Genomic DNA, 25,984 nt, shown 5'->3' with positions numbered 1-25,984 from the left:
AAGCCGGTCTAGCCGGGAGGCGCTTCGGCGCCTCTTCCGGACCGGTGCCGCAGGCTGACAGGCCGCCGGGCTGAACGGAGAATGCCATGCTCGCGATCGCTCATGCCGGCGGTGCCCTGAACGGCGAGGCCTATACCAACAGCCTCGAAGCGCTCGACACCGCCTATGGGCGCGGCTTCCGCTGGTTCGAACTCGACTTCAAATGGACGGCGGACGGGCGCATCGGCTGCCGCCATGACTGGAAGGATTTCGGCGGCGCGGCGCCGACGCTGGCCGACCTCAAGGCGCGCTTTGCGGGCCGCTTCACCCCGGCGGACGCCGAAAGCCTCGCAGGCTGGATGGCGGCGCATCCCGATGCGACCCTCGTCACGGATGTGAAGGAGGATGACCAGCTCCCCGTCCTCGAAACGCTCGCTGGTGCCGGCGTGCCGCAAGAGCGCACCGTGGTGCAGCTCTTCGATCCGAATGAGGACGATGCCGTGGCGCGCGCGGGCTTCTCCCGCCGCTCCATCATCCTCTACCGCTACAAGGGCAGTGCGCACCGGCTCGAAGCCTTCCTGCGGCGCGAGGCCGATCCGCCGACCGCCGTGGGGCTGTCGCTGGCGCAGGCGCGCACCGGGCTTGCCAGGCGGCTCGAAGGGCTGCCGCTCTGGGTCTACACGGTGAACCGGCCCGCCGATGTCCGGCACCTGCGGGGCATGGGCGCCGAAGGTCTCTTCACCGACCGCTTGGCGCCCGAGGGCCTCGGTCTAACCGCGACGCGCGCGGTGCATCCCGTCTTCTCCTACGGCACTCTCAGGGATGAAAAGGTGCAGCGCGCCGTCTTCGGCCGCAGGCTCGCCGGACGGCCCGATGCCATCAGGGGCTATGCCCGAAGCATGCTCGCGCAGCGCGATCCGGCCGCCATCGCCAGGAGCGGGATCGTCCATCACCCCGTCGTCCACCCGAGCGGCCGGGAAGAGGACGAAGTGGCCGGCACGGTGTTCCTGCTGACCGAGGCCGATCTCGCCAAGGCCGATCTCTACGAGGGAGCGGAATATGCGCGGGTCCGCGTGCCGCTCGCCTCGGGAGGGAGCGCATGGCTCTACGGGGCCGCCGATGGAGATTGATGGCCGCAATCGAGGTTCCGCCGGTCGCCGGCGCAAGGAGGAGGCCGTGACGACGATCCGCATCCGCGAGGCAAGAGGCGGCGACGCGCAGGCGATCCGCGACATCTATGCCGCCTCCGTCGAGACGGAGACCGCCTCCTGGGAGACGGTTCCGCCCGATGTCACCGAGATGAACCGGCGCATCGGCAGGATCACCGGCGGCGGCTACCCTTTTCTGGTCGCAGAAGAGGAGGGCACGGGCCCTATTCGCGGCTTCGCCTATGCCGGCCCGTTCCGCGACCGCGCCGCCTATGCATGGTCGGTGGAAGACTCGATCTATGTCGCTGAAGGGATGCGGGGCAGGGGCGTGGGCTCTGCGCTTCTCTCGGCGCTGATCGAGCGCTGCGAGGCCCTGGGCTATCGCCAGATGCTCGCGGTCCTCGGCGATTCCGGCGGCGGCTCGCGCGCGCTTCATGCCCGCCACGGCTTCAAGGAGGCCGGACGGCTTCCCGATTTCGGCTGGAAGCACGGCGCCTGGCGGGAGCTCCTCCTGATGCAGCGTCCGCTCGGCGGCGGCGGGAGCGCACCGCCCGACCCCTCCTGATCCGCGGGCGACTGTACCCCGGCGTGGTTCGCCGTCCCGCTTCGCCCTAGCTATGACGGAACGGCCGCTTCAGCTTTCGGAAGACCGCTCATGACCGCATCGCGCATCTCTCGCCGCACCGCCCTTCAGATCACGGCATCGGGGCTCGCCGCGGCGCCGTGGTGGCGTCCGGCCCTCGGCGCGCAGGGCGAGCCTCTGCCCGAACGGGCGATCGGTAGGCCCTTCCCGCAAGGCGCCTCCCTGCCGGAGGAGCCGCCGGCCAAGCCCGGCGGAGAAAGCGTCGGCGTCGCCATTATCGGCCTCGGCGGCTATGCCCTCGGCCAGATGATGCCGGCCTTCTCGACGGCGAAGAATATCCATATCGCGGGCCTCGTCTCCGGCAATCAGGAGAAGGCGCAGCGGGTGGCGCGCGCTTATGGCGTGCCCGAGGACGCGATCTACGGCTATGACAATTTCGCCGATATCGCGTCGGACGACCGTATCGAGGCCGTCTACATCATCCTGCCGAGCGGTCTGCATGCGGATTGGGCGGAGAAGGCCTTCGCCGCCGGAAAGCATGTCTTGTGCGAAAAGCCGATGGCGCTGAATTCTGCCGAATGCGAGCGGATGATCGCGGCGGGGCGCAGGGCCGACCGGAAGCTGATGATCGGCTATCGCTGCCATTTCGAGCCCTATAATCTGCGGGCGATGGGGCTGATGCGCGAGGACGTGCTCGGCCGCCTGCGGACGATCCGCACGGCCCACACCTATCGCCTCGGCCCGACCACGCCCGCCGAGAACTGGCGCGTGAACCGCGCGCTGGCGGGCGGCGGACCGCTGGAGGATTACGGGATCTACGGCCTGCAGGCCGCGCTCTATCTTTCGGGCGAGATGCCGGAGGCGATCAGCGCGATCAACGACACGCCGCCGAACGACCCGCGCTTCTCGCAGATCTTCGCCCATACGGCGAGCCAGCTGCGCTTCCCTTCGGGCGCTGTGGCGCAGCTTTCGACCTCCTATGACGCGGCCTCCGAGAACCGCGTTTCCGTGCGCGGCGAACTGGGCACGCTCGTCATGGATCCCGCGACGAGCTATCGCGGCAACGTCATGACCCTCGACACCGAAGAGGGCTCGGAGACGCTGGAGCCCGGCGATTCCACCGTCCAGTTCTCGCGCCAGCTCGAGCATTTCGCGCAGGCGATCCGGCAGGGCACGGATGTGAAGACCCCCGGGGAGATGGGCCTGCGCGATGTCCGCCTGATGGAGGCGATCTATCGCTCCGCGGCCGAGGGCAGGACGGTCAGGCTCGCCCCGGACGGGACCATGCGCGGCTGACGAGGCGGCGCCCGAAGAAATCTTTTCCGGCACCGTTTACCCTGCCGTGCTCTCGCCGTGCGCGACGCTGAGCACGGGATGCCCGAAAATCCTGGCTTTGCGACAGAATGGTGCTCGGAAGCAGAAATATTTGGTTGTCTAGGCGACGTCGCGATTCGCACGATTTCGACTTGGGTGGCCCAAGTGCTGATCGGGCCGATCTTTTAACGAAACCATCGATTTCTCTTCATCAACCGGTCACGGATGAGGCCTAGCGGTCCCCTCGTCATCAACGGAGCGGCAGGTGTCGTTCCGACCGGATACAGAGGGAAATCATGATCCGCACCAGCCTCGCCGTTTTCGGCACCGCAGCCGTTCTCTTCCTGCAGCCCGCCGTCGCGCAGGAAGTCAGCGTCGAGATCAGCGCCGTCGAACTCGCCTCCAAGGAGGGCGCAGCGAAGGTCTATCGCAAACTGGAGAAGCGCGCGGCGCGGGCCTGCGGTGTCGAGGAAAGGCTGTCTCCGGCCGAGCGCAATGCGCGCAAGGCCTGTGCTGCCGATCTCCTCGAACAGTTCGTGGCCAGCGCCGACCATTCGATGCTGACGGCGGCGCATGAACGGCCGGTCCGCTTCGCCGAAGCGCGCTGACGCTGGCCACCCGGCCGCGTCTCGTCTACGCGCTTCCGCTCCAAGGAGGCGCGTATGACCGGCAGGGCGGAAATCTATGACGAGGTAAGCCGGCAGCTTGCCTCGGTTCTCGAGGGGGAGGGGGACCGCATTGCCCGCATGGCGACGGTCTCCTGCCTCCTCGCCCAGGCCTTCCCCGACAATATCTGGACCGGCTTCTACATGGTCGATCGGGCCAAGGAAGACGAGCTGGTGGTCGGGCCCTATCAGGGCACGCTCGGCTGCCTGCGCATTCCCTTCGCCAAGGGGGTATGCGGAGCCGCCGCCCGGACGGGCGAGACGCAGGTGGTCGAGGACGTGCACGCCTTCGAAGGCCACATCGCCTGCGACAGCCGCTCTGTCAGCGAGATCGTCGTGCCGGTGCGCGATCCGGACGGAACGCTCTTCGCCGTCCTCGACATCGACAATCCGGAGGCCGGCACGTTCGGCGAAACCGACAGGGCGGCTCTCGAACGCCTCGTCGCGGACGTCTTCGGCTGAACCCTATTTCCAGGCGTCTTCCTCGCGCTTTCGATAATCGAGGAAGGCGTTGCGCAGGCCGCCGAGCACTTCGGCGGCCGTCTCGGCGAGCGCCTTGAACTGCGGGTCGCCCGTCGTCTTCAGTTCCGTGCGCAGCATGGTTTGCAGTTCCTGAAGCTGATCGGCTGCTGTCTTGGCGTGGGCTTCGCCCATGGCGCGGTCGCTCATCTGAACTCTCCTTGTCTGCGGTCAGGAACGGGCGAGCGCCCTGCGCGGTTCCGACGCGCGGGAGGGAGAGTGGCCAGGCGTGTTCTTGCAGCATGCGAGACGCGCCCGCCGCTCCCCATATCGCGCCGAGCCGCGCCGCCGCGCCGCGGCGCGACCCCGAACGGCTCGCCGAGCGCCTGCCCGCCGATCATGCGAAGCTCTGGCGTCCGCGCCGCGTGCTCATCGCGCGGGATGCGCAAGGCTCCGAGGTCGCCCGGCACGCTGCCCGCGCGGGCGAGGCGGCCGGTGCCGAGGTGGTCCATCTCTCCGGCAATCAGATCCGGGGCCTGCGCGGCGAGACGACCGCCGAAACCTATCGCCGCGCCAAATCCACTCTCGCCATCGTCAATGCGCCGCCTTCGGCGCTCAAGCTCCAGCCGATCCCGCCCTCGGCCGATTTCCGGCTCGACCTCGCCACCGGCTGCCCTGCCCATTGCCAGTACTGCTACCTCGCGGGCTCCCTCTCCGGGCCGCCGGTCACGCGGGCCTATGCCAATCTCGGCGAGATTTTCGGCGTCCTGCCGGATTATCTGGGGCAGGGGCGCGTGACGAGCGGCACGCAAGCCCGCGGCGGCGAGGGCACGACCTTCGAAGCGTCCTGCTACACCGACCCTCTCGGGATCGAGCATCTCACCGGGTCGCTATCCCGCGCGATCGAGCATGTCGCGCTGCTCGCAGAGGGTGGCGCGGCGATCGGGCTGCGCTTCACGACCAAATTCGACGCGGTGCACCCGCTGCTGACGCTTCGCCACGGCGGACGGACCCGTGCCCGCTTCTCCGTCAATGCCGAGGCGGTCACGCGCCGGTTCGAGGGCGGCACGGCGAGCCTCTCCCGCAGGCTGGAAGCGATGGGGCAGCTTGCCGGCGCGGGCTATCCGGTCGGGCTCACCATCGCTCCGATCATGCCGATCGAGAACTGGCGCCCGGCCTATCTACAGCTGCTGCGCGATGCGGCCGGGGTCCTGCCCGAAAGCGCCGATCTGACCGTCGAGCTGATCACCCACCGGTTCACTCCCGGCAGCCGCGAGGTGCTGATGGGATGGTACCCGGCGACGGGGCTCGAAATGGATCCGGCCGTCCGCGCGCAGAAGCGCAACAAGTTCGGGGGCGTGAAATACGTCTATCCCAAAGCGCTGATGGAGGAGATGCGAGGCTGGTTCGCACAGAGCGTGGAGCGCGCGCTGCCACGGGCGCGGCTCCTCTACTGGACCTGAGGCCTCAGGCGGCGGCGCCGGTGCTGATATAGCCGGCAAAGCGCGGCGCCCGTTCCGCATAGCCCTGCTCAAGCTCGGGCAGGTCGAACCCCGCTGCGCGAAGCGCCGAGGGAATGTCGCGGGTCAGGTGGCAGCCGCCGGCGAGCCGTCCCCAGACCGGCTGGATGCGGTGCTGCCACCTGGCGACGCCCGCATCGGGCGCCAGGCCGTGTTCGGCGAAGAGAAGCCTGCCGCCCGGCTTGAGCACGCGCCGCGCCTCGCGGAGCGCGCCGGCCAGGTCCGGTACGGTGCAATAGGTGAAGGTGACGAGGACCGTGTCGATGCTGTCATCGGGCAGGGGAACCGCTTCCGCCCCGGCATCGAGAATCGCGTTCGGCAGGGCGGATTGCCGCAGGCGGCTCTCCGCCAGCCGCCGGATCGGCGCGTTCGGCTCGAGGAGGTGGAGGCGGCTGACCCGCGCCGCATCGTAATGGGGCAGGTTCAGCCCCGAGCCGAACCCGATCTCGAGCACCTCTCCGCTGGCGCGGGGCACCAGCTTCGAGCGATAGGGCGCGATGACACGGGAAGAACAGGCGAGGTTCACGAGCCTCGGCTCGATATGCTCCGTGTAAAGACCCATGCCGTCAGCGTATTCCCGGCCGGGTGGTGACGACGAGTCCGGAGCGCAGCACCACGTCGCCGGGCGGCGCGGCTTCCGGCTCGGCCTCCCAGGGGTCGGGCGGCAGGATGATGCCGATATCCTCGAGGCTGCCGGCCGCTTCGGAGACCTCTTCCCTGATGCCTTCGTTGAGCGCGATCCGGGTCAGGTGGGGAAAGGCGACGCGATGTGTCCAGTGCCGAGCCGCCTGCATCTGCGCGGCGGCCTCCTCGGGCGACAGGCCCTCCTCGATGATCTCGAACAGGGCCACGGCGGTGCCGGTGCGGTCCTGGCCGCTGCGGCAGTGGATGAGGACGGGGGTCCTGCCGCGGGCCTGCGCCGAGCGGATCGCCGCGATGACCACGGCGAGATTCTCGCGCTCGAGGTCGTAGGTTCCGGTGGGCAGGGGCAGATAGTCGAGGCCCAGCGCCATCGCTGCCACCATCTCCTCGTCCTGCCCTTCCTGATTGAGGTTGATGACCGTCTCGACCCCGTAGGTGTCGCGCAGGAAGGCCAGTCCCAGAGCGCTCGGCTGCCCCGATCGCACGACCGTTCCCTCGTCCAGGACCTGCACATTGCGAAGCCCGGGCGCCGAGGCGCAGGCGGATGCGAGAAGACAGGCGGCGAGGAGCAGGGAACGTGTCATCCCCTTCACCTAGGCAGCCGATCGCCTCGCGGCGAACATGGCGTGTTGAGCCGCGGCGCTCGCAGCCTTAGATCCCGTTCCCTCAACTCCTGCCGTTCGGAAAAGATCATGGCCCGCCAATTCATCTATCACATGCACGGCCTCACCAAATCCTATGGGGCCAAGAAGATACTCGATAACGTCCACCTGCAGTTCTACCCCGATGCCAAGATCGGCATTGTGGGGGTGAACGGGGCGGGCAAATCGACCCTGCTCAAGATCATGGCGGGGGTCGATCAGGAATTCTCGGGCGAGGCCTATGTCGCCGAGGGCGCCAGCGTGGGCTATCTCGCTCAGGAGCCCGAGCTCGACGAGAGCAAGACCGTCTTCGAGAACGCGGCCGAGGGCCTCGGGGACCTCCAGGCCAAGGTGGACGAGTTCAACGCCGTCTCGATGGAGCTGGCCGAGAACTATACCGACGAGCTGATGGAGAAGATGTCGGCCCTCCAGGAGGAGATCGACGCCAAGGACGCCTGGGACATCGCCTCCAAGGTCGAAGTCGCCATGGAGGCGCTGCGCTGCCCGCCGGGCGACTGGTCGGTCGACAAGCTGTCGGGCGGCGAGAAGCGGCGCGTCGCGCTGACCAAGCTCCTCCTCTCCAAGCCCGACCTTCTGCTGCTCGACGAGCCGACCAACCACCTCGACGCCGAAAGCGTCGCCTGGCTCGAGAATTATCTCCGCAACTACGATGGCGCGGTCGTCCTGGTCACGCACGACCGCTACTTCCTCGACAATGTCACCGGCTGGATCCTCGAGCTCGATCGGGCCAAGGGCATTCCCTACGAGGGCAACTATTCGGGCTGGCTCGAGCAGAAGGCGAAGCGCCTCGAGCAGGAGGCGCGCGAGGAGAACAAGCGCCAAGGCACGCTCAAGCGCGAACTCGAATGGATCAACCAGGGGCAGAAGGCCCGGCAGGCCAAGTCCAAGGCGCGCATCACCTCCTATGAGGAGCTCCGCGACAGGGCCGCGAACGAGAACGTCACCACCGCGCAGATCCAGATCCCGCCGGGCCCGCGCCTCGGCGGCGTCGTGATCGAGGCCGAGGACCTGAAAAAAGCCTTCGGCGACAAGCTCCTGATCGACGACCTCTCCTTCAAGCTGCCGCCGGGCGGCATCGTCGGCGTGATCGGGCCGAACGGCGCGGGCAAGACGACCCTGTTCCGCATGCTGACGGGTGCCGACGAGCCCGATCAGGGCTCGCTGCGCGTCGGCGACACGGTCAAGATGGGTTACGTCGACCAGAGCCGCGCCGATCTCGACGGCAACAAGACCGTCTGGGAGGAGATTTCGGGCGGCCTCGATGTCGTCAAGCTGGGCGAGAAACGGGAGGTGAACTCCCGCGCCTATTGCACCTGGTTCAACTTCAAGGGCGGCGACCAGCAGAAGAAGGTCGGCGACCTGTCCGGCGGCGAACGCAACCGCGTGCAGCTGGCGAAAATGCTCAAGGAGGGTTCGAATCTCCTCCTCCTCGACGAGCCGACCAACGATCTCGACGTGGATACGCTGCGCGAATTGGAAGCGGCGCTGGACGAATTCGCGGGGTGCGCCGTCGTCATCAGCCACGATCGCTGGTTTTTGGACCGAATTGCGACGCACATCCTCGCCTTCGAAGGCGATAGCCACGTCGAATGGTTCGAAGGTAACTTCGAAGACTACATCGAAGACAAGAAACGCAGGCTGGGCCCGGATGCCGACGTTCCGAGGCGGATCCAATATCGGAAGATGGAGCGCTAGCGCTTTCTTCTTAAGGAATATCGGGACCGGTCAGGGCGGAGCGCAATGCTCCGCCCTCTCTTTTTGAATCGTCCAAGAGTAATGGTCTCCATATTAACCATTTAACGTTTCGATAACCTTTTTCGAGACAATACGGTTGCTCAAACATGAAAGAATTCTCATGGAACAATCCGAATGTGGTCACATCTCGCCCTATTGTGGTCACATCCGCGTTAGACAAGGCGCTGGGGCGGTGTGCTGCAAGTATAGATCAGCATACTTCGCCCAACTTCCCAAACTTCTGTTGATTATCACGAAAACGTGTTGACGCTATTCTTGCGCCGGTCTACTCAGCTTCCGTCGAGATAGGGAAAGCAGCAAGAGAAGCGTGGGGTTCGTTGTGCGGCCGGGCAGCCGCGCATCCCGGTGAGCGCGCTTCGTTCGGCTGCGGACTCTGAGCAAGCACCGAGTACGGAACCGTGACGAACATGCTGAAGACGGCGCTCCTCGCCGCCGGGGCCTGGGCAGGGCTCTCCTCCGTTGCAATCGCAGCCGCTCCGCTCGCCGAGACGGAACCCACGGTCATCGCGCCCGAGGACAGGGCAGGCGAAGATGCGATCCGCCGATTGCTGGAAGAGGCCGGCTACGGTCCGCGCAGCCTCGACGCCCTCGTCGAGGTGCGGCGGCACGAGAGCCCCAATGTCGAGCGAACCTATCTCCAGTTCGAGCAACGCATGAACGGCGTGCCGGTGCACGGCTCCTTCGTGCGCGTGGCGCTGGAGGAGGACGGCGCGATATCCCGCCTGTCCTACCGTCTCGCCGATCTGGAGCGGGCCTTCGTGCGGGCGGCGGGAGCGATTTCCGATCGCGCGCTGGGCCGCGCGGTCGGGGATATCTTCGGCCGGAGCGCGGCCGATGTCGCCGCCAAGCACCGCGACAGGCTCGTCTTCGAGCATGACGCCTTCTACGAGCAGGAGCCTACGGCCGATCCCGTGATCATCGCCGACAGCGACGGCACGGTGGAAACCGGCTATCTCGTCGAGGCCTGGGCGAAGGAGACCAACGAACTCAAGCACGCCCTCGTCGATGGCCGCGGCGCGGTCATTGATGTCCAGAACCGCACCGCGAACGACAGCTACATCGCCTACAAGACGAGCCCCGAGCACGGAAATCCGACCGTGATGGGCGGCTGGCTCGCCGACAAGAACGCCTCGCCGAGGGGCTGGCTCAATACGGCGCAGGCGCAGTACGACAACAGCATTCGCGGGCACAACGTCCACGCCTACACCGATACCAGCAGAAGCAATTCACCCGATGGCGGCGGCTCGCGTGTCTGGTCCGGCGTCTTCGGCGTGGTTCCCGATATCCAGCGCGACGCCCTGCACAGCACCAATCAGCGCGCCGCGGTGCAGAGCCTATTCTATCACGTGAACGACATTCACGATAAACTCTACAAATACGGCTTCACCGAAAGCGCGGGCAACTTCCAGGCTTCCAATTACGGCCGCGGCGGGATCGGCGGCGACTATGTCCGGGCCGAAGCGCTCGACGGGACCGGCAGCAACAACGCCAATTTCGCAACGCCCCTCTGGGATGGCGGCGCGCCCCGGATGCAGATGTACAAGTGGAACTGGACCTCGCCGAGCCGGCCGGGCAGCTTCGACGCAGACGTCATCTGGCACGAATACAGCCACGGCCTGACCTGGCGCATGGTGGGCGACATGGACGGCCCCGTCTCCGGTGCGATCGGCGAGGGGATGTCGGATGGCATCGCGGCCATCATGACCGACGATGACACGATCGGCGAGTGGGCGGCCAATAGCGCCACGGGCATCCGGCGGCATCGCTACAAGGGCTATCCGCTGACGCTGAAGGACTTCAGCGGCTTTTCCCAGCACCGCGACGGCGAGATCTATGCGGCGGCCATCTGGCGGACCTGGGAGCTGTTCAAGGCGAACGGCAAGTCGCGCGATCTTCTGATGACCTATCTCGTCGACGGTCTGAACAACACCGTTCCGGGCCCTGACTACATGCAGATGCGGGACGGCCTGCTCGCCGCCTCCCAAGGGGCCGATGACTGCCTGATCTGGAAGGCCTTCGCGCAGTTCGGCATGGGCCAGGGCGCCTCCATGCGCATGTCGGGCAGCTGGCCCGTGATCTCGGAATCGCGCTCGGTCCCGAGCACCTGCTCGGGCGCGCAGAAAGTCTCCGCTCCGCAGACGACGAGCTCTTCGCCGAGCTTCCCCCAGGAAGGGGTCTGGTACGCTTTGAAAAACGTCGCCACCGGCCGCTTCGTCGACACCGATAGCGGCGGGAACGTTGACCAGCATCTCTACAAGAACGGGGATGACCGCTGGTGGCGGTTCAAGGCCGTCGGCGACGGCACCTGGCGGATCATCAACGGCCGTCCCGGCCGCGGGCAGCTCGACACGAATGGCAGCGGCGAGATGCGCTGGGTGTGGCCGACGGACTCGAATGACGATGACAAGCGCTGGCGCATCGAGACGCTCGCCGATGGCAGTGTCCGCTTCACCAACGCGCACAAAAGCCGCTACTTCCTTTCCACCCGCGGCGTGCGCGAAATCGTCTGGGATACGTCCGGCTGGGACGACAACTCCAAATGGGTGCCGGTGAAGATCAAGTAGCCCCAGATCCCAAGACGCACCGGACAGGCGGCGGCGGGTCATCCCGCCGCCGCCTGTTGACCATATAAACGATGCTTTATATGACGATCGCTCATGGAGAGCGATCTGTGCCTGCCGCCTTCGATCAGCGACTGACCCAATTCCGCGCGGCGGGCGAGGCCACGCGCCTCAGGCTGCTATGCCTGCTGCGCGACGCCGAGCTGACCGTGACGGAGCTCACGCGCATTCTCGGGCAGAGCCAGCCGGGCATCAGCCGCCACCTCAAGCTCCTGACCGAAGCGGGTCTCGTCGAGCGCCATCAGGAAGGCGCCTGGGTGTTCTACAGGGGCACGCTCGACGCCGCCTTCACCCGCATCGTCGATGGCCTCACCGGAAGCGAGATCGACGCCGACCGCAATGCCCTCGAAGCCGTGCGGCAGGAGCGGGCCGCCGCGGCCGCCGCCTATTTCGCCGAACATGCCGCCGAATGGGATGCCCTGCGGCGCATGCACCTGTCGGATGCCGAGGTCGAGGCCGCCATGCTGGAACTGGCGCCGCGGGATGTCGGCCACCTCATCGATCTTGGGACCGGGACGGGCCGGATGCTGACCCTGTTCGCCGGACGCTATGACAGCGCCGAAGGCTACGACACCAGCCCGGAAATGCTGTCCCTGGCCCGGGTGAAGCTCGACGAGGTCGGCATCACCAATGCCACCGTCCGCCGCGGCGATATCGGCGGGCTCGAAGCGGCCGGACGAGGCGACCTCGTTCTCCTCCACCACGTCCTGCACTTCATGGCGGAGCCGGAGCGGGCCGTCGGCGTGGCTGCGCGCCTGCTCGCGCCCGACGGGCGCATCGTGATCGCCGATTTCGCGCCGCACGACCATGAGGAACTGCGCGAGCGCTACGCGCATCGCCGCCTCGGCTTCTCGGACGAGGAGATCGGCCGCTGGGCCGAAGCCAGTGAATTGTGCGTGCTCCAGAGCCGCAGCTTTCCGCCTCCGGCAGGCGGCGCGCTGACGGCGCGCCTCTGGGTTCTGGGCCGCGCGGACGAAACGATGCCGCAAAAGAGGGTGGCGCATGGCTGAGGAAAACCGCCTGAAGGTCAGCTTCGAATTCTTTCCGCCGAAGACCGAGGCGATGGAGGCGACGCTGTGGGAGTCGGTGCAGAAACTCGCGCCGCTCGATCCCGCATTCGTCTCCGTCACCTATGGCGCGGGCGGATCGACCCGCGAGAGGACCCATCGCACCGTGGAGCGCCTCAAGCGCGAGACGGATCTCGAGGTCGCCGCACATCTGACCACGGTCGCCGCGACGCGCGAGGAGGTGGACGCCGTCCTGCAGGATTATTGGCGCAGCGGCGTTCGCCACATCGTGGCGCTGCGCGGCGACCCGCCCGGCGGCATCGGCGAGGCCTATGCGCCGCATCCGGGCGGTTATGCCAATGCGGCGGAACTCGCAGCCGGGGCGAAGCGCCTGCACGCCTTCGAGGTGACGGTCGGCTGCTATCCCGAAAAACATCCCGACAGCGCCGATGTCGACGCGGATATCGACATGCTCAAGCGCAAGGTCGACGCCGGGGCGACGCGCGCGATCACGCAGTTCTTCTTCGATAACGATGTCTACGACCGCTATGTGGAGCGGGTCCGCGCGGCCGGCCTCGATATCCCGATCGTGCCCGGCATCATGCCGGTCAGCAATTACGCCGCCCTCAAGCGCATGGCCAAGCTCTGCGGGGCATCGATCCCCCGACGGGTCGAGCGCCTGTTCGGGAACCTCGACGACGACCCCAACACCCGCTCGCTCGTCTCGGCGACGGTGGCGGCGCAGCAATGCCTCGACCTCGCCGAGCGCGGGGTGCGGGACTTTCACTTCTATACCCTGAACCGCGCCGCGCAGGCCTATGCGCTGTGCTACATGCTCGGCCTGCGTCCGGACGAGAAGGAGGCCGCGTGAGCGAAACCCGATCCCGCTTCGTCAATGTCGGTGAGCGGACGAACGTCACCGGCTCGGCGAAATTCCGCAAGCTGATCCAGAAAGACGATTACGAGACCGCCGTCGACGTCGCCCGCCAGCAGGTCGAGAACGGCGCGCAGGTCATCGACGTCAACATGGACGAGGGGATGCTCGACGGCGTGAAGGCGATGACGACCTTCCTGCGCCTGATCGCATCCGAGCCCGATATCGCCCGCGTACCGGTGATGATCGACAGCTCGAAATGGGAGGTGATCGAGGCGGGCCTCAAACAGGTCCAGGGCAAGGCCATCGTCAACTCGATCAGCCTCAAGGAGGGCGAAGCGCAGTTCCTGCACCACGCCTCTCTCTGCCGCCGCTATGGCGCGGCGGTCGTGGTCATGGCCTTCGACGAGGACGGGCAGGCCGACACCAAGGACCGCAAGGTCGAGATCTGCACGCGGAGCTATAACCTCCTCACGGAGAACGGGTTCGATCCCGCGGACATCATATTCGACCCCAATATCTTCGCCGTCGCCACGGGCATCGAGGAGCACGAGAATTACGCCGTCGACTTCATCGAGGCGACGCGCGAGATCAAGCGGACCCTGCCCCATGCGCGCGTGTCGGGCGGGGTCTCCAACATCTCCTTCTCCTTCCGCGGAAACGACGCGGTGCGCGAGGCGATGCATTCGGTCTTCCTCTATCACGCGATCGAGGCGGGCATGGATATGGGCATCGTCAATGCCGGGCAGCTCGCCATCTATGACGACATCCCCAAGGAGCTGCGCGACCCGGTCGAGGACGTGATCCTGAACCGCCATTCCGGCGCGACCGAGGCGTTGCTCGAAGTCGCCGAGCGCTATCGTGGGCAGGGCGCCAAGGCGCGCGAGGAGGACCTGTCCTGGCGCGAGGCGCCGGTCGAGGAGCGTCTGCGCCATGCCCTCGTCAAGGGCATCAATGCCTATGTCGAGAAGGACACGGAAGAAGCCCGCCAGAAGCTCGGCCGCCCGCTCTTCGTCATCGAAGGCCCGCTGATGGACGGCATGAACGTGGTCGGCGACCTCTTCGGCTCGGGCAAGATGTTCCTGCCCCAGGTGGTCAAGTCCGCCCGCGTCATGAAGCAGGCCGTCGCTTACCTGACGCCCTTCATGGAGAAGGAGCGCGAGGAGAGCGGCGAAGAGGCCCGCAAGGCCGCCGGCAAGGTGCTGATGGCCACGGTGAAGGGCGATGTCCACGATATCGGCAAGAACATCGTCGGCGTCGTCCTTCAGTGCAATGACTACGAGGTTATCGATCTCGGCGTCATGGTGCCTGCGAACGACATCCTCGCCGCCGCGCGCGAGCACGAGGTGGACGTGATCGGCCTGTCGGGCCTCATCACGCCGAGCCTCGACGAGATGGTCGGCGTCGCCGCCGAGATGAAGCGCACGGGCATGACCCAGCCTCTGCTGATCGGCGGTGCGACGACTTCCAAGGCGCACACGGCGGTGAAGATCGCGCCGCAATACGAGAACGGCGTGATCTATGTCACCGATGCCAGCCGCGCGGTCGGCGTGGTCTCCGACCTGATCTCGAAGGAGCGCCGGGACGGCTATCTCTCGAACATTCACGATGAATATGACCGCGTCCGCGAGGCCTTCGCGCGCCGTCAGCAAAAGAACGACCGGGTAACGATCGAAGAGGCGCGGGAGAACGCGGCGAAGGTCGCCGATGCGCGCGCGCCGGGCGCACCGGCCAGGCCCGGCATCACCGTCCATGACGACGTGCCGCTTTCGGACCTCGTGCCCTATATCGACTGGTCGCCCTTCTTCGCCTCATGGGATCTGCACGGACGGTTCCCGGCCATCCTGTCCGACGACAAGGTGGGGGAGGCGGCGCGCAGCCTCTATGAGGACGCCGGGAAGATGCTGGCCGAGATCGTTCAGGAGAAGGCGCTGACCGTGAAGGCGGTGGCGGGCCTCTGGCGCGCCCGGCGCGAGGGCGACGACATCGCGGTCCTCGACCCCGAAGACGCTTCGAAGCGCCTCGGCACCTTCCACACGCTGCGCCAGCAGGTCGAGAAGAAGTCGGGCCAGCCGAATTATGCGCTTGCCGACTATATCGGAGACGAGGACTGGATCGGCGGGTTCTGCGTCACGGCGGGGCACGGCGAACAGGACCTCGTGGACCGCTATACGGACCGCCACGACAACTATTCGGCCATCATGGCCTCGGCGCTCGCCGACCGCCTGGCCGAGGCCGCGGCGGAATGGCTGCACGAGCGGGTGCGGCGCGACCTCTGGGGCTATGAGACCGGCCCCGCCTTCGATCCGGCGGACCTCATCGCCGAGGCCTATGACGGCATCCGCCCGGCGCCGGGCTATCCCGCCCAGCCAGACCACACGGAGAAGGAGACGCTGTTCACGCTGCTGAACGCGACCGAGCATACAGGCGTCACCCTGACAGAGAGCTTCGCCATGCAGCCCGGCGCCGCCGTATCCGGCCTCTATTTCGGCCATCCGGAGGCGGTCTATTTCGGCACGGGCAAGATCGCGAAGGATCAGGTCGAGGACTATGCGAAGCGCAAAGGATGGGACGTCGAGACGGCGGAGCGGTGGCTGGCGCCTATTCTTTCTTATAGCTGACGCGCTTTGCGCGACGGCAGCGGAGCTGCCGGCTCGCTCCTGACCGTCGCTCGCTCCGCGGGAGCGGGGTGCGCGGGTGGCGGGCGCATCGCGGCTCTTGAGTTTTCTTGTTGCTGAGGCGCCTTGCGCGACGGCGGGGAGAAGGGGATCGCCCCCTTGAGCTGTCATCGGCCAGCAGCAGCCGGGATTGCCCTTCTGTGTCCGCTGGCTACCCTCCCGGCATGCATCCGCTCGACCGTGTCCGCCGGGTGGCGTCCTATGCGCTCGCCTTCCTTCTCGTCCTGCATGCCGCGTTCAGCTTCGCGATGCTGACGCTGGGCCTCTGGAACGTGATGCAGGGCGAGCCGTGGCGGGCGGCGAACCTCGTGCTCTTCCTCGCCCTGACGCTGGTCTTCGCAGGCGCGGCGTGGTTCTTCGCCTGGTTCGGCCGCATGGCGGGGCGGTGAAAGGGCCGCTAGGCGCACCTTCACCCGCGCCCAGACCCGCCACGATGCGAATGTCTGTCCTTTCCGAACCCGCCGCTGAGCGACCGACGTTCAGGAGGGAGCCGGCAGCTTCGCTGCCGTCGCGCTTCGCGCTTCAGAAGACTCAAGAAGCCCTTCTGACCTCGAGGCCCTGTTCCTGCACCTTCCGGTAGAGGGTCGAGCGGCCGATACCGAGGCGGCGGGCGACTTCGGACATCTGGCCGTTATACATCTCGATCGCCATGGCGATGAGATCGCGCTCGATGTCGTAGAGGCTGCGCAGGTGTCCCTCGCGGTCGAGGACGCTGACGCGGTCCTCTTCTTCCGCCTCGGGCGCATTCCTGGCGGTCGCCGCAGGCGCTTCGGGCGCCTGGGGCGGCGCATCGGCGGCGAGCGGCGGGCCGCTCTCGACCCCGGCCGCCTCGAAGGCGTCCTGCAGGAGCGGGAAGTCGCTGGCCGACAGCCACGCATCCTCGCAGAGGACGACGGCGCGGAAGATCGTATTTTCGAGCTGGCGGATATTGCCCGGCCAGTCCTGCGCCTGGAGCACGTCCATGACCTCGTGGCGGACGCCCTGAACGTCGCGGCCTTCCTCGGCATTGTAGCGCGCGATGAAGTGATCGATCAGCGCGGGGATGTCCTCGCGCCGCTGACGCAGAGGCGGGATTTCGACGGGGAAGACGTTGAGGCGGTAATAGAGGTCTTCGCGGAACGTGCCGTTCTTGACCTCTTCGGCCAGGTTGCGGTTCGTCGCGGAGATGACGCGCACGTCGATCTTGACGGTCTTCTTGGCGCCGACCGGGTCGACTTCGCCTTCCTGCAGGACGCGCAGCAGCTTGACCTGCGCCTCGAGGGGCAGCTCGCCCACCTCGTCGAGGAAGATCGTGCCGCCATTGGCTTCCTGAAACTTGCCGGCATGCTTGCCGACCGCGCCGGTGAAGGCGCCTTTCTCGTGGCCGAACAGGATGCTCTCGACGAGATTGTCTGGGATGGCGCCGCAGTTCACGGTGACGAAGGGCTTGCCGGCCCGGTCGGAGCTGCCCTCGATCGCGCGGGCCATCATTTCCTTGCCGGTGCCGCTTTCGCCGGTGATCAGGATCGGGATGTTGGATGCCGCCGCGCGCTCGCCCATGCGGATGCAGCGCTTGAGCGCGTCGCTCTCGCCGATCACGTCGGAGAAGGCCATGGAATTCTCGGCCTTGCGCTTGAGGCGGCTGACCTCGCCCTTGAGCGTGGTGACGTTGAGGACGTTGTTGATCGAAACGATGACGCGTTCGGGGCTGGCGGGCTTCACGAAGAAATCCGCCGCGCCGGCCTGCATCGCCTTGACCACGGTCTCGACGCCGCCCTGCGCCGTCAGCACGATGACCGGCAGGTCGGGCGCGAAGCCGCGCAGGGTTTCGAGCACTTCGAGACCGTCCATTTCGGGCATGTGCAGGTCGAGCATCATCACGCTCACCCCGCGCCCCGAATCGGACCGCATGAAGTCGATCGCTTTCTGGCCGTTCTCGGCCTGGCAGACGTGATAGCCCGCTCTTTCGCACACGGCCTGCATCAGGCGGCGCTGCGTGGGGTCGTCGTCGACGATCAGAACGGTCTTGGCCATGGCGCGCTCTTTGCTGGAAGAGTTGAACTCACTGCGCTTCTCCTAGGGGGGAGGCGTAAAGACCCGGTGAAGCCGTGCCGAGATGGATCGAATCCGGACATCGGGCGGCGTTTCGCCTGACTGCGCCCCCGTCTGGCCGCTCCTTTCGAAGCGGGTTAGCGTGCCGGTCTTCGCGTGAGGGAGGGGGCAGATTTGACCAGGATCGCCGTTCTGCGGGCCGAGGGCGACGCCCGCGCCGCCGCGACGCCCGACACCGTCTCGCGCATGAAAAAGCTCGGCCTCGACATATGCGTCGAGGCGGGCGCGGGCCGCAGGGCCGGCTTCCCCGATGCCGCCTATGAAGAGGCGGGAGCCAGGGTAACCGGCAACGCGCTCGACGGCGCCGATGCGGCACTGGTGGTCGAGCCGCCGCTCGGCCCCCTGCCGCGCGGCCTCGCGCTGATCGGGCTCCTCGACCCTTACGGCGCCGAGGAAAGAATTCGCGGCTGGGCCGAAAGCGGCATCGACGCCTATGCGATGGAGCTCGCGCCGCGCATCACCCGCGCCCAGTCCATGGACGTGTTGTCGAGCCAGGCCAACCTCGCAGGCTACAAGGCGGTGATCGACGCCGCCCATGCCTATGGCCGCGCCTTTCCGATGATGATGACGGCGGCGGGCACCGTCCCGCCGGCCAAGGTCTTCGTGATGGGCGCAGGGGTGGCGGGCCTTCAGGCCATCGCGACGGCGAGGCGTCTCGGCGCGGTGGTCAGCGCGACCGATGTCCGCTTCGCCGCCAAGGAACAGGTCGAAAGCCTCGGCGCGAGCTTCGTCACCGCCGATATCGAGGCGATGAAGGCGATGGAGGGCGAGGGCGGCTATGCGAAGGAAGCCTCGGACGATTTCCGGAAGAAGCAGGCCGAGCATGTGAAGGGCCATCTCGCCAAGATGGACGTGGTCATCACCACCGCCCTCATCCCCGGCCGCCCCGCGCCGAAGCTGATCATGGCCGACATGCTGGAGGGGATGAAGACCGGCAGCGTCGTCGTCGACCTCGCAGCGCCCAGAGGCGGCAATGTCGAGGGCGAACGGGAAGGCGTGACGATCCTGCGGCCGAAGAACATTCTCGAAGGCCTGCCGGGCGAGGCGTCGAACCTCTATGCCCGGAACCTCCTCTCCTTCCTGACGCTGATCTTCGACGAAGAGAAGGGAGCGCTGGAACCCGAGGCGGGAGACGAGATCGTGCGCGGCGTGCAGCTGACGCGGGACGGGACGGTCGTGCATCCACAATTCGGCGGGCAAGCGGAGCGCCCCCCTGAACCGGCGGCGGAAGACGGGGAAGGAGCCTGACATGCAGATGAGCGAACTCGACGCCGCGAGGCTGGAGGCGGCGCGCGCCGCGGCGGACCTCGAAGCCGCGCAGGCCCAGGCGGAAATCGCGCAGGCGCGGCTCGCAGACGCGCTGGAGGCGCAGCCTGCGGGCCTGATCGAGACGGCGGCGCATCTGCCCTTCGTCTCGGACTTCGTCTATCTCGCGGCGATCTTCGCGCTCGCCTGCTTCGTCGGCTATTACGTGGTCTGGTCGGTTACCCCGGCGCTCCACACCCCGCTCATGTCCGTCACCAACGCCGTTTCCTCGGTCGTGATCGTCGGTGCCCTGATCGCCGTCGGCGCGGAGGTCGCGGATACCGCCGCGGGCGGATGGTCGCGGGCCTTGGGCGTCGTCGCGGTGGCGCTCGCCAGCGTGAACATCTTCGGCGGCTTCCTCGTCACGCAGAGGATGCTGGGGATGTACAAGAAGAAGGAGCGTGGGGCATGAACGCCGACCTCACCGCCATCCTCTACATCGTCGCGGGCATCCTCTTCATCCTGGCCCTGCGCGGCCTCTCCAGCCCTGAGACCGCCCGGCGCGGGAACCGCTTCGGCATGATCGGCATGGCGGTCGCGGTCTTCGCGACGCTGTTCTCCGAGCGCTTCCTGTCCGGCGCGGGGGCAGGGGCGTGGCTGCTCGTCCTCCTCGCCGTCGCGGCTGGCGCTATCCCCGGCGCGCTGATCGCGCGGCGGGTGAAGATGACGGCCATGCCGCAGCTCGTCGCGGCCTTCCACGCGCTGGTCGGGCTAGCGGCGGTGCTGATCGCCTGGGCGGCCTTTCTCGCGCCGCGCGCCTACGGCATCGGCATCCCTGGCGAGATCGAGGCGCAGGCCATCGTCGAGATGGCGATCGGCGTCGTCATCGGCGCGGTGACCTTCACCGGTTCGATCATCGCCTTTCTAAAGCTCGACGGGCGCATGTCGGGCAAGCCGATCCTGCTGCCCGCGCGGCACCTCATCAATCTCGGGCTCGCAGGCGCGGCCATCCTTCTCATCGTGCTGATCGCGGCGGGCGCGCAGTCGGCGGTCCTCTTCTTCCTTCTGACCCTGATCGCGCTCGCGCTCGGCTTCCTCCTGATCGTCCCCATCGGCGGAGCGGACATGCCGGTCGTCGTCTCCATGCTGAACAGCTATTCGGGCTGGGCGGCGGCGGGCATCGGCTTCACCCTCGGAAACATGGCGCTGATCATCACCGGCGCCCTCGTCGGCGCGTCGGGCGCGATCCTTAGCTACATCATGTGCCGCGCGATGAACCGCAGCTTCGTCTCGGTCATCCTCGGCGGCTTCGGCGGAGACGACGCGGCGGCGGGCGCGGGCGGCGAGGAGGACCGGCCCGTCAAGCAGGGCAGCGCGGACGACGCGGCCTTCATTCTGAAAAACGCGGGCAAGGTCATCATCGTCCCCGGCTACGGCATGGCGGTCGCCCAGGCGCAGCATGCCCTTCGCGAGATGGCCGACGTCCTGAAAGAGGAGGGCGTGGACGTGCGCTACGCGATCCACCCGGTCGCCGGGCGCATGCCAGGCCACATGAACGTCCTCCTCGCAGAGGCGAACGTGCCCTATGACGAGGTCTTCGAACTGGAAGACATCAATTCGGAATTCCGCAGCACCGACGTCGCCTTCGTCATCGGCGCGAACGATGTCACGAACCCTGCGGCCAAGACCGACAAGTCCTCGCCGATCTACGGCATGCCGGTTCTCGACGTGGAGGATGCGGGCACCGTCCTCTTCGTGAAGAGGGGCATGTCCTCGGGCTATGCCGGGGTGCAGAACGAGCTCTTCTTCCGCGACAACACGATGATGCTGTTCGGCGACGCCAAGAAGATGTGCGAGGAGATCGCCAAGGCGATGTAATCGGCGGCGCTGGTTTTGCCGTCCGGGGCGGATGCGGCTAACCCCGCGCATCCGCCAAGGAGCGCCCATGCTCATCCTGACCCTCCGGCGCCATGCGCACCGCCTTCACCGCTGGCTCGGACTCCTGATCGGCCTTCAGGTCCTGATCTGGCTCGCGGGCGGCCTCGTCATGTCGGCCCTGCCGATCGAGCGGGTGCGCGGCGAGCATAGGATCGCCGAGCAGGCGGTGACGGCAGTCGCGCCGGACGCGGTTCTTCCCCTCGCCGAGGCTGCGGCGGGGGCGGGAGTGCAGGCGCTGCGCACCGCGCGTCTCGCTCGGCGTGTCGGCACGCCGGTCTGGCATCTCGAGGCGGCTGACGGCCGGACCGCCGTCGTCGATGCCCTGACGGGCCGCATCCTGCCGCCGCTCAACGCCAAGGAGGCCCGCGCGGCCGCCGAAGCCGACTATGCCGGTCCGGGCAGCGTCTCGGCGGTGGAACGGCTGACGGAACCGCCGACGGAATACGGCCGGCCGGGCCCGGTCTGGCGCGTCACCTTCGGCGATCTCGACGCCACCGCGCTCTATGTGGACGAGACGACCGGGGCGGTCCGCGCGCGCCGCTCGCGGACCTGGCGCAGCTTCGATCTGGCCTGGCGGCTTCACGTCATGGACTATGATGACGGGGCGGATTTCAATCACCCGCTGCTGATCGGGGCGGCGGGCGTCGCGGTCGTCTTCGCGCTGTCCGGCCTCGTGCTCGCCCTGCTATGGATTTGGCGGACGGGGCAGGGCAGGCTCCGCGCGAGGGCTGCGCGGGCGCGTCAGGCGTTGCCACGGGAAAACACCGCGCTATGAGGGATCCCATGAACGACAGGACCGAAGATATGAGCATTCTGGACGAGCCGAAGCCCGACGCGGAAGGCAACGTCACCACGGCCGACCATTCCAGGACCTATCAGAACATGATGCGCGTCGGTTTCGCCGTCGGCCTGCCCGTCGGCGTCGCGATAGCCATGTTCGTGATCCTGCTTCTCCTCGGGACGAATTTCATCGTCTCGCTCTTCCTCGCCTTTCTCACCTGGCTCGGCGTCTACGGCTTCTCCAAGACCTTCTTCGTTCACGACGGCACGCGCGCGGACGGCCACTGACATGCGCGCCATCTGCTCGGCCGCCGCGCTGGTTCTGGCAGCGGCGTGCAGCGGCGCGTCCGGGGACATGGCCGCCGAAGAGGCGGCCGCCGCTCCGGAGCGGGACGGCAATGCCCTCCGCGTCGCGACCTACAATGTGTCGATGTATCGCGAGGAGCCGGGGCAGCTTCTCGCCGACCTGCGGGCCGAGGCGGACCCCCAGATCCGGGCGGTGACCGATGTGATCGCGCAGGTCGATCCGGACGTGCTCGTCCTCAACGAATTCGACTACGAGGACAGCGCCGAGGCCCTGGCGCTCTTCGCCGAGCGGCTGGGCTATCCTCATTTCCTCGCTCTGCCGTCCAATACCGGCATCGCTTCGGGCCGCGACCTCGACAATGACGGCCGCGCCGACCATGCGCCCGGCAGCCGGGAATATGGCGGCGACGCCTTCGGCTACGGCACCCATCCCGGCCAGTACGGCATCGCGGTCGCCTCGCGCCTGCCGATCGACGAGGACGCGGTGCGAACCTATCGCGAGCTTCTCTGGTCGGACATGCCCGGCAACCTCCAGCCCGAGAGCTGGTATGACGAGGGCGACCGCGCCGTGATGCGCCTGTCGTCCAAGACCCATGCCGTCGTTCCGGTGGAGACCGCAGCCGGGCCGCTGAACCTCGTCCTCGCCCATCCCACGCCGCCGGGCTTCGACGGGGCGGAGGACCGCAACGGCCTTCGCAACAATGACGAGGTCCGCCTGCTCCTCGACATCGTGGACCCTTCGCGCGGCGGCTATCTGCGCGATGACGAAGGGGGAACGGGCGGCCTCGCGCAGAACGAGATGTTCGTGATCGCTGGCGACCTCAACGCCGACGCCGCCGATGGCGATGTCGCCGAGGGCGCGGGCGAAGGCGCCATCGCGGCGCTCCTCGGCAGCCCTCTCGTCACCGACCCCGAGCCGCGCAGCGAAGGCGGCCCCGCTGCGGCTCAGCACCAGGGCGAAGGCAATCTGAGGCAGGTGGGCGATCCGGCGCTCGACACCGCGGATTTCTCCGACGGGGAAGTCGGGAATCTCCGCGTGGACTACGTGCTGCCCTCGGCCAATCTGACGGTGAAGGATGCCGGCGTCTTCTGGCCCGCCGAGGGGCAGGAAGGCTACGCCCTTGTCGGGCCCGGCTATCCGCCGGTCAGCTCGGACCATCGCATGGTCTGGGTCGATCTCGAACTGCCCGAAGAGACGGGCGAGTAGGACGGTTGGTGCGCCGGCGTGTTCGCACGCCATGGCACGTATCGCGCATCTGTCCGACCTTCATTTCGGCCGCACCGACCAGTCTCAGCTCGACGCGCTCGCGAGCGCGCTCGAGCGGGACCGCACGGACCATATCATCGTCACGGGCGACCTGACGCAGGAAGGCCGCAAAAGAGAGTTCGAAGCGGCCGCCGCCTGGTTCGAGACCCTGCCCATGCGGGTGACCGCCATTCCCGGCAATCACGATGCGCCGGTGCGCAATCTCTACCGGCGCTTCAAGAGCCCCTGGGAGCGCTATGAGCGCTATACCGGCCTCGATGCGGAACCGATCGTGCCGGGCAAAGGCTATATCTTCGCAGGCGCCAACTCCGCCCGCCGCATCCGGCCGAGCCTCGACTGGTCGACGGGCTCCTTGAACCGCCGCCAGGTCGCGCGGGTCATAGAGGCCTTTCGCGACCACCCCGACGACATCAGCATGGTCGGCTTCCACCACCCGATCCGCGCCATCGAGACCGCCGCGAAGGCCGGCAAGGCCGTGGTCAGCGGTGCGGACCACGTTGTCGATGCCATGGCGGACGCGAAGGTGGACGTGATGATGACCGGCCATGTCCATCTCGCCAAGGTGTCGGTGGTGACCGACCGGGGCTGGTCTTTCGTGATGAGCCAGGCCGGCACCGCCGTCTCGACGCGCCTGCGCGGAGAGCTTGCGAGCTACACCGTGCTGGAACTCGACGGCGAGGAGATCTCGGTGGAAATCCACCGCTGGGGCGAGAGCGACTTCGTGGTGGAGCGCGTCGTGCGGTTCGTGCGCGGCGAAGAGGGTTGGAGCGAGGCATGAGCGCGCTTGTCCTGATCAATGCCGAGGCGGGGCGCGTCCTCGACGAAGGCGCGGACCGCATCCAGGAGGAGATCGGCGAGGCCCTGGCCCGCAGCGGCGCTGCGGTCCGGATGGAAGTCGCGCCCGTGCCCGACCTCCTCCGGCTGCTCCGGGAGGCGCGGGAAGACACGGTGGTGACCGTCGGCGGCGACGGGACGGTCGGCGCGGTGGCGGGCGCTCTGGCTGCGATGGAGGCGCCGCCGCGCTTCGTGCCGCTGCCCTTCGGCACCGCCAATCTCTTCACGCGCGATCTCGGCCTCCCGCTCGACCCCATGGAGGCGCTGGAGGCCGCGATCGGCGCGGAAACGCGGCGCATCGACTATGCCCGCGCGAATGAGCACCCGCTGCTCCATTCCGCCGTGTTCGGCACCTTCGCGGAGGTCGCCGAGGCGCGAGAGCACCTGCGCAAGGCGAGGACGCCCGGCGAGTTCTTCGATGCATTGGCCGAGGCCGCCGGCGATCTCCTGCGCGCGGACCCGCTCGATTATCATCTGGTGATCGATGGCGAGGCGCTCGATGCGACCACGAACGCCGTCTTCGTCACCAACAACGCGATCACCGGCGGCGAGCGCGGCGTGCCGGTCCGAGAGCGCCTGGATGCCGGCGAACTCGTGGTCTATCTGTCCGATTCCGTGGGCCCCTTGGGGTTCATCAAGCGCGTGATCGAGGCGGTGACGGGCGGCTTCGACGACTCGGATGGAATCATCCGCCATGTCTGCCGGACGGCGACCGTGACCTCGGGCGGGGGACCTCTCGTTTATTCTGCCGATGGCGAGGTGATCGACGATGAGCGCGAAGTCCGCTTCGTGATCGAGCCCGGCGCCCTGGGCGTTCCCGACCTTCGCCGCTGACTTCGCCCCTGCCTGCCGCTAGACCGGCAGCCGAATCCCAACCGGAGAGACACCATGCCGAGCCTCGCCTTCCTACGCCACGGCCAGAGCCAGTGGAACCTCGAGAACCGCTTCACAGGCTGGGTCGATGTCGACCTGACCGAGAAGGGCGAAGCCGAGGCGCGGCATTCGGGTCAGCTCCTGAAAGAGAGCGGCATCGCCTTCGACGCCTGCTTCACCTCGGTGCAGACCCGCGCCATCCGCACGCTGAACCTCGCCCTTGAGGAAATGGGCGAGAGCTGGCTGCCGGTGACAAAGGACTGGCGTCTGAACGAGCGCCATTACGGGGGCCTGACGGGGCTCAACAAGGCCGAGACGGCCGAGAAGCATGGCGAGGAACAGGTCCATATCTGGCGCCGCTCCTATGACACGCCGCCCCCGCCGCTCGAGGATGCGAGCCCGTTCCCCACGCTCACCGACCGCCGCTATGACGGGATCGAGACGCCGAAATCGGAGTCGCTGAAGCTGACACTGGAGCGCGTGCAACCCTATTGGGAAAGCGAGATCCGGCCGCGCATCGCCGAAGGCGCCGACCTCATCATCGCCGCGCATGGGAACAGCCTGCGGGCGCTGGTCAAGCTGCTCTTCGACGTTGCCGATGACGAGATCCCGAAGGTGGAGATCCCGACCGGCAACCCGCTGCTGATCGAGCTGTCCGAGGACGTGCGCGTGACGGGCGCGCGCTATCTCGACGAGAAGCGGGCGCAGAGCCTGCCGCGCATTCCCTGAGAAGGCCGGGAGGC

Annotated in this window: 25 protein-coding genes; 21 read left to right on the top strand and 4 right to left on the bottom strand. The window is 67.3% G+C overall.

Annotated elements, in window-relative coordinates; genetic code table 11:
* Nucleotides 1-86: 86 nt before the first annotated feature.
* The 5 genes from IE88_RS18520 (at nt 87) to IE88_RS0106430 (ending at nt 4,151) form a co-directional block, all read left to right on the top strand.
* A complete protein-coding gene (locus IE88_RS18520) occupies nt 87-1,109 on the top strand; it encodes a gamma-glutamylcyclotransferase (RefSeq protein WP_202900442.1) in 1,023 nt (340 codons plus the stop codon).
* 46 nt (nt 1,110-1,155) lie between these two features.
* Nucleotides 1,156-1,692 (top strand): GNAT family N-acetyltransferase, encoded by a 537-nt coding sequence (locus IE88_RS0106445; RefSeq protein ID WP_031551863.1) that lies wholly within the window; start codon nt 1,156-1,158, stop codon nt 1,690-1,692.
* 90 nt (nt 1,693-1,782) lie between these two features.
* Nucleotides 1,783-3,006 carry a Gfo/Idh/MocA family protein gene (locus tag IE88_RS0106440; protein ID WP_031551861.1) on the top strand — a complete coding sequence of 408 codons (1,224 nt, stop codon included), beginning with the start codon at nt 1,783-1,785 and terminating at the stop codon, nt 3,004-3,006.
* 314 nt (nt 3,007-3,320) lie between these two features.
* Entirely contained in the window at nt 3,321-3,632 is a 312-nt protein-coding gene (locus IE88_RS0106435; RefSeq protein WP_031551859.1) for a UrcA family protein, read from the top strand.
* 54 nt (nt 3,633-3,686) lie between these two features.
* Nucleotides 3,687-4,151, top strand: a complete 465-nt coding sequence (locus tag IE88_RS0106430) for a GAF domain-containing protein (protein WP_031551857.1) — start codon at nt 3,687-3,689, stop codon at nt 4,149-4,151.
* A 3-nt stretch (nt 4,152-4,154) separates the two neighbouring features.
* Here the strand turns inward: IE88_RS0106430 and IE88_RS16390 are convergent, their stop codons facing one another.
* On the bottom strand, nt 4,155-4,358 hold the full coding sequence (locus IE88_RS16390) for a hypothetical protein (RefSeq protein ID WP_051881597.1): 204 nt from the start codon (nt 4,356-4,358) through the stop codon (nt 4,155-4,157).
* Nucleotides 4,359-4,450: 92 nt separating this feature from the next.
* On the opposite strand from IE88_RS16390, the gene IE88_RS0106420 reads away from it, so the two are divergent.
* Nucleotides 4,451-5,611 carry a spore photoproduct lyase family protein gene (locus IE88_RS0106420; RefSeq protein WP_156032440.1) on the top strand — a complete coding sequence of 387 codons (1,161 nt, stop codon included), beginning with the start codon at nt 4,451-4,453 and terminating at the stop codon, nt 5,609-5,611.
* A 4-nt stretch (nt 5,612-5,615) separates the two neighbouring features.
* On the opposite strand, the gene IE88_RS0106415 is transcribed toward IE88_RS0106420, so the two are convergent.
* Together IE88_RS0106415 and IE88_RS0106410 are read right to left on the bottom strand one after the other, a co-directional pair.
* Complete coding sequence (locus tag IE88_RS0106415) at nt 5,616-6,230, bottom strand: class I SAM-dependent methyltransferase (protein WP_031551854.1); 615 nt, start codon at nt 6,228-6,230, stop codon at nt 5,616-5,618.
* Between the two features lie 4 nt (nt 6,231-6,234).
* Nucleotides 6,235-6,894 (bottom strand): phosphatase domain-containing protein, encoded by a 660-nt coding sequence (locus IE88_RS0106410; RefSeq protein ID WP_031551851.1) that lies wholly within the window; start codon nt 6,892-6,894, stop codon nt 6,235-6,237.
* 108 nt (nt 6,895-7,002) lie between these two features.
* Here IE88_RS0106410 and ettA point away from each other — a divergent pair, with 108 nt between their 5' ends.
* The 6 genes from ettA (at nt 7,003) to IE88_RS0106380 (ending at nt 16,296) form a co-directional block, all read left to right on the top strand.
* A complete protein-coding gene (ettA, locus tag IE88_RS0106405) occupies nt 7,003-8,667 on the top strand; it encodes an energy-dependent translational throttle protein EttA (protein WP_031551848.1) in 1,665 nt (554 codons plus the stop codon).
* A gap of 467 nt (nt 8,668-9,134) precedes the next feature.
* A complete protein-coding gene (locus IE88_RS0106400) occupies nt 9,135-11,291 on the top strand; it encodes a M36 family metallopeptidase (protein WP_031551845.1) in 2,157 nt (718 codons plus the stop codon).
* 80 nt (nt 11,292-11,371) lie between these two features.
* On the top strand, nt 11,372-12,358 hold the full coding sequence (locus IE88_RS0106395) for an ArsR/SmtB family transcription factor (RefSeq protein WP_031551842.1): 987 nt from the start codon (nt 11,372-11,374) through the stop codon (nt 12,356-12,358).
* Nucleotides 12,351-13,226, top strand: coding sequence for a methylenetetrahydrofolate reductase [NAD(P)H] (gene metF / locus IE88_RS0106390; protein ID WP_031551827.1), 876 nt, complete (start codon nt 12,351-12,353; stop codon nt 13,224-13,226). Before IE88_RS0106395 ends, metF begins: the two co-directional genes overlap by 8 nt.
* A complete protein-coding gene (gene metH, locus IE88_RS0106385) occupies nt 13,223-15,850 on the top strand; it encodes a methionine synthase (RefSeq protein ID WP_051881596.1) in 2,628 nt (875 codons plus the stop codon). The genes metF and metH overlap by 4 nt, the downstream gene beginning before the upstream one ends.
* Before the next feature lie 197 nt (nt 15,851-16,047).
* Nucleotides 16,048-16,296: a hypothetical protein gene (locus IE88_RS0106380; RefSeq protein WP_162178305.1), complete on the top strand. Its 249-nt coding sequence runs from the start codon at nt 16,048-16,050 to the stop codon at nt 16,294-16,296.
* 142 nt (nt 16,297-16,438) lie between these two features.
* Here the strand turns inward: IE88_RS0106380 and IE88_RS0106375 are convergent, their stop codons facing one another.
* Nucleotides 16,439-17,920, bottom strand: coding sequence for a sigma-54-dependent transcriptional regulator (locus IE88_RS0106375; RefSeq protein ID WP_031551818.1), 1,482 nt, complete (start codon nt 17,918-17,920; stop codon nt 16,439-16,441).
* 192 nt (nt 17,921-18,112) lie between these two features.
* On the opposite strand from IE88_RS0106375, the gene IE88_RS0106370 reads away from it, so the two are divergent.
* The 9 genes from IE88_RS0106370 to gpmA all read left to right on the top strand — a co-directional run bounded on the left by IE88_RS0106370 (nt 18,113) and on the right by gpmA (nt 25,970).
* Nucleotides 18,113-19,246 (top strand): NAD(P) transhydrogenase subunit alpha, encoded by a 1,134-nt coding sequence (locus IE88_RS0106370; protein ID WP_036766712.1) that lies wholly within the window; start codon nt 18,113-18,115, stop codon nt 19,244-19,246.
* 1 nt (nt 19,247) lies between these two features.
* The gene (locus tag IE88_RS18915) at nt 19,248-19,715 is read left to right on the top strand and encodes an NAD(P) transhydrogenase subunit alpha part 2 (protein WP_272945600.1); all 468 of its coding nucleotides are present in this window, start codon (nt 19,248-19,250) and stop codon (nt 19,713-19,715) included.
* Nucleotides 19,712-21,121 (top strand): NAD(P)(+) transhydrogenase (Re/Si-specific) subunit beta, encoded by a 1,410-nt coding sequence (locus tag IE88_RS0106360; RefSeq protein ID WP_031551806.1) that lies wholly within the window; start codon nt 19,712-19,714, stop codon nt 21,119-21,121. Before IE88_RS18915 ends, IE88_RS0106360 begins: the two co-directional genes overlap by 4 nt.
* Nucleotides 21,122-21,188: 67 nt before the next feature.
* Nucleotides 21,189-21,956: a PepSY domain-containing protein gene (locus IE88_RS0106355; RefSeq protein WP_036766711.1), complete on the top strand. Its 768-nt coding sequence runs from the start codon at nt 21,189-21,191 to the stop codon at nt 21,954-21,956.
* 8 nt (nt 21,957-21,964) lie between these two features.
* The gene (locus IE88_RS0106350; protein ID WP_031551800.1) at nt 21,965-22,249 is read left to right on the top strand and encodes a hypothetical protein; all 285 of its coding nucleotides are present in this window, start codon (nt 21,965-21,967) and stop codon (nt 22,247-22,249) included.
* A gap of 1 nt (nt 22,250) precedes the next feature.
* On the top strand, nt 22,251-23,474 hold the full coding sequence (locus IE88_RS0106345; protein ID WP_031551798.1) for an endonuclease/exonuclease/phosphatase family protein: 1,224 nt from the start codon (nt 22,251-22,253) through the stop codon (nt 23,472-23,474).
* Between the two features lie 31 nt (nt 23,475-23,505).
* Nucleotides 23,506-24,312 (top strand): metallophosphoesterase family protein, encoded by an 807-nt coding sequence (locus tag IE88_RS0106340; RefSeq protein WP_031551795.1) that lies wholly within the window; start codon nt 23,506-23,508, stop codon nt 24,310-24,312.
* Nucleotides 24,309-25,202 (top strand): diacylglycerol/lipid kinase family protein, encoded by an 894-nt coding sequence (locus IE88_RS0106335; RefSeq protein ID WP_031551793.1) that lies wholly within the window; start codon nt 24,309-24,311, stop codon nt 25,200-25,202. The genes IE88_RS0106340 and IE88_RS0106335 overlap by 4 nt, the downstream gene beginning before the upstream one ends.
* Before the next feature lie 54 nt (nt 25,203-25,256).
* Nucleotides 25,257-25,970: a 2,3-diphosphoglycerate-dependent phosphoglycerate mutase gene (gene gpmA / locus IE88_RS0106330; protein WP_031551791.1), complete on the top strand. Its 714-nt coding sequence runs from the start codon at nt 25,257-25,259 to the stop codon at nt 25,968-25,970.
* Nucleotides 25,971-25,984: the final 14 nt, after the last annotated feature.

It is taken from the genome of Parvularcula oceani (assembly GCF_000733125.1).
Taxonomy (GTDB): domain Bacteria; phylum Pseudomonadota; class Alphaproteobacteria; order Caulobacterales; family Parvularculaceae; genus Parvularcula; species Parvularcula oceani.
This window is presented reverse-complemented; position numbering and strand designations above follow the sequence as displayed.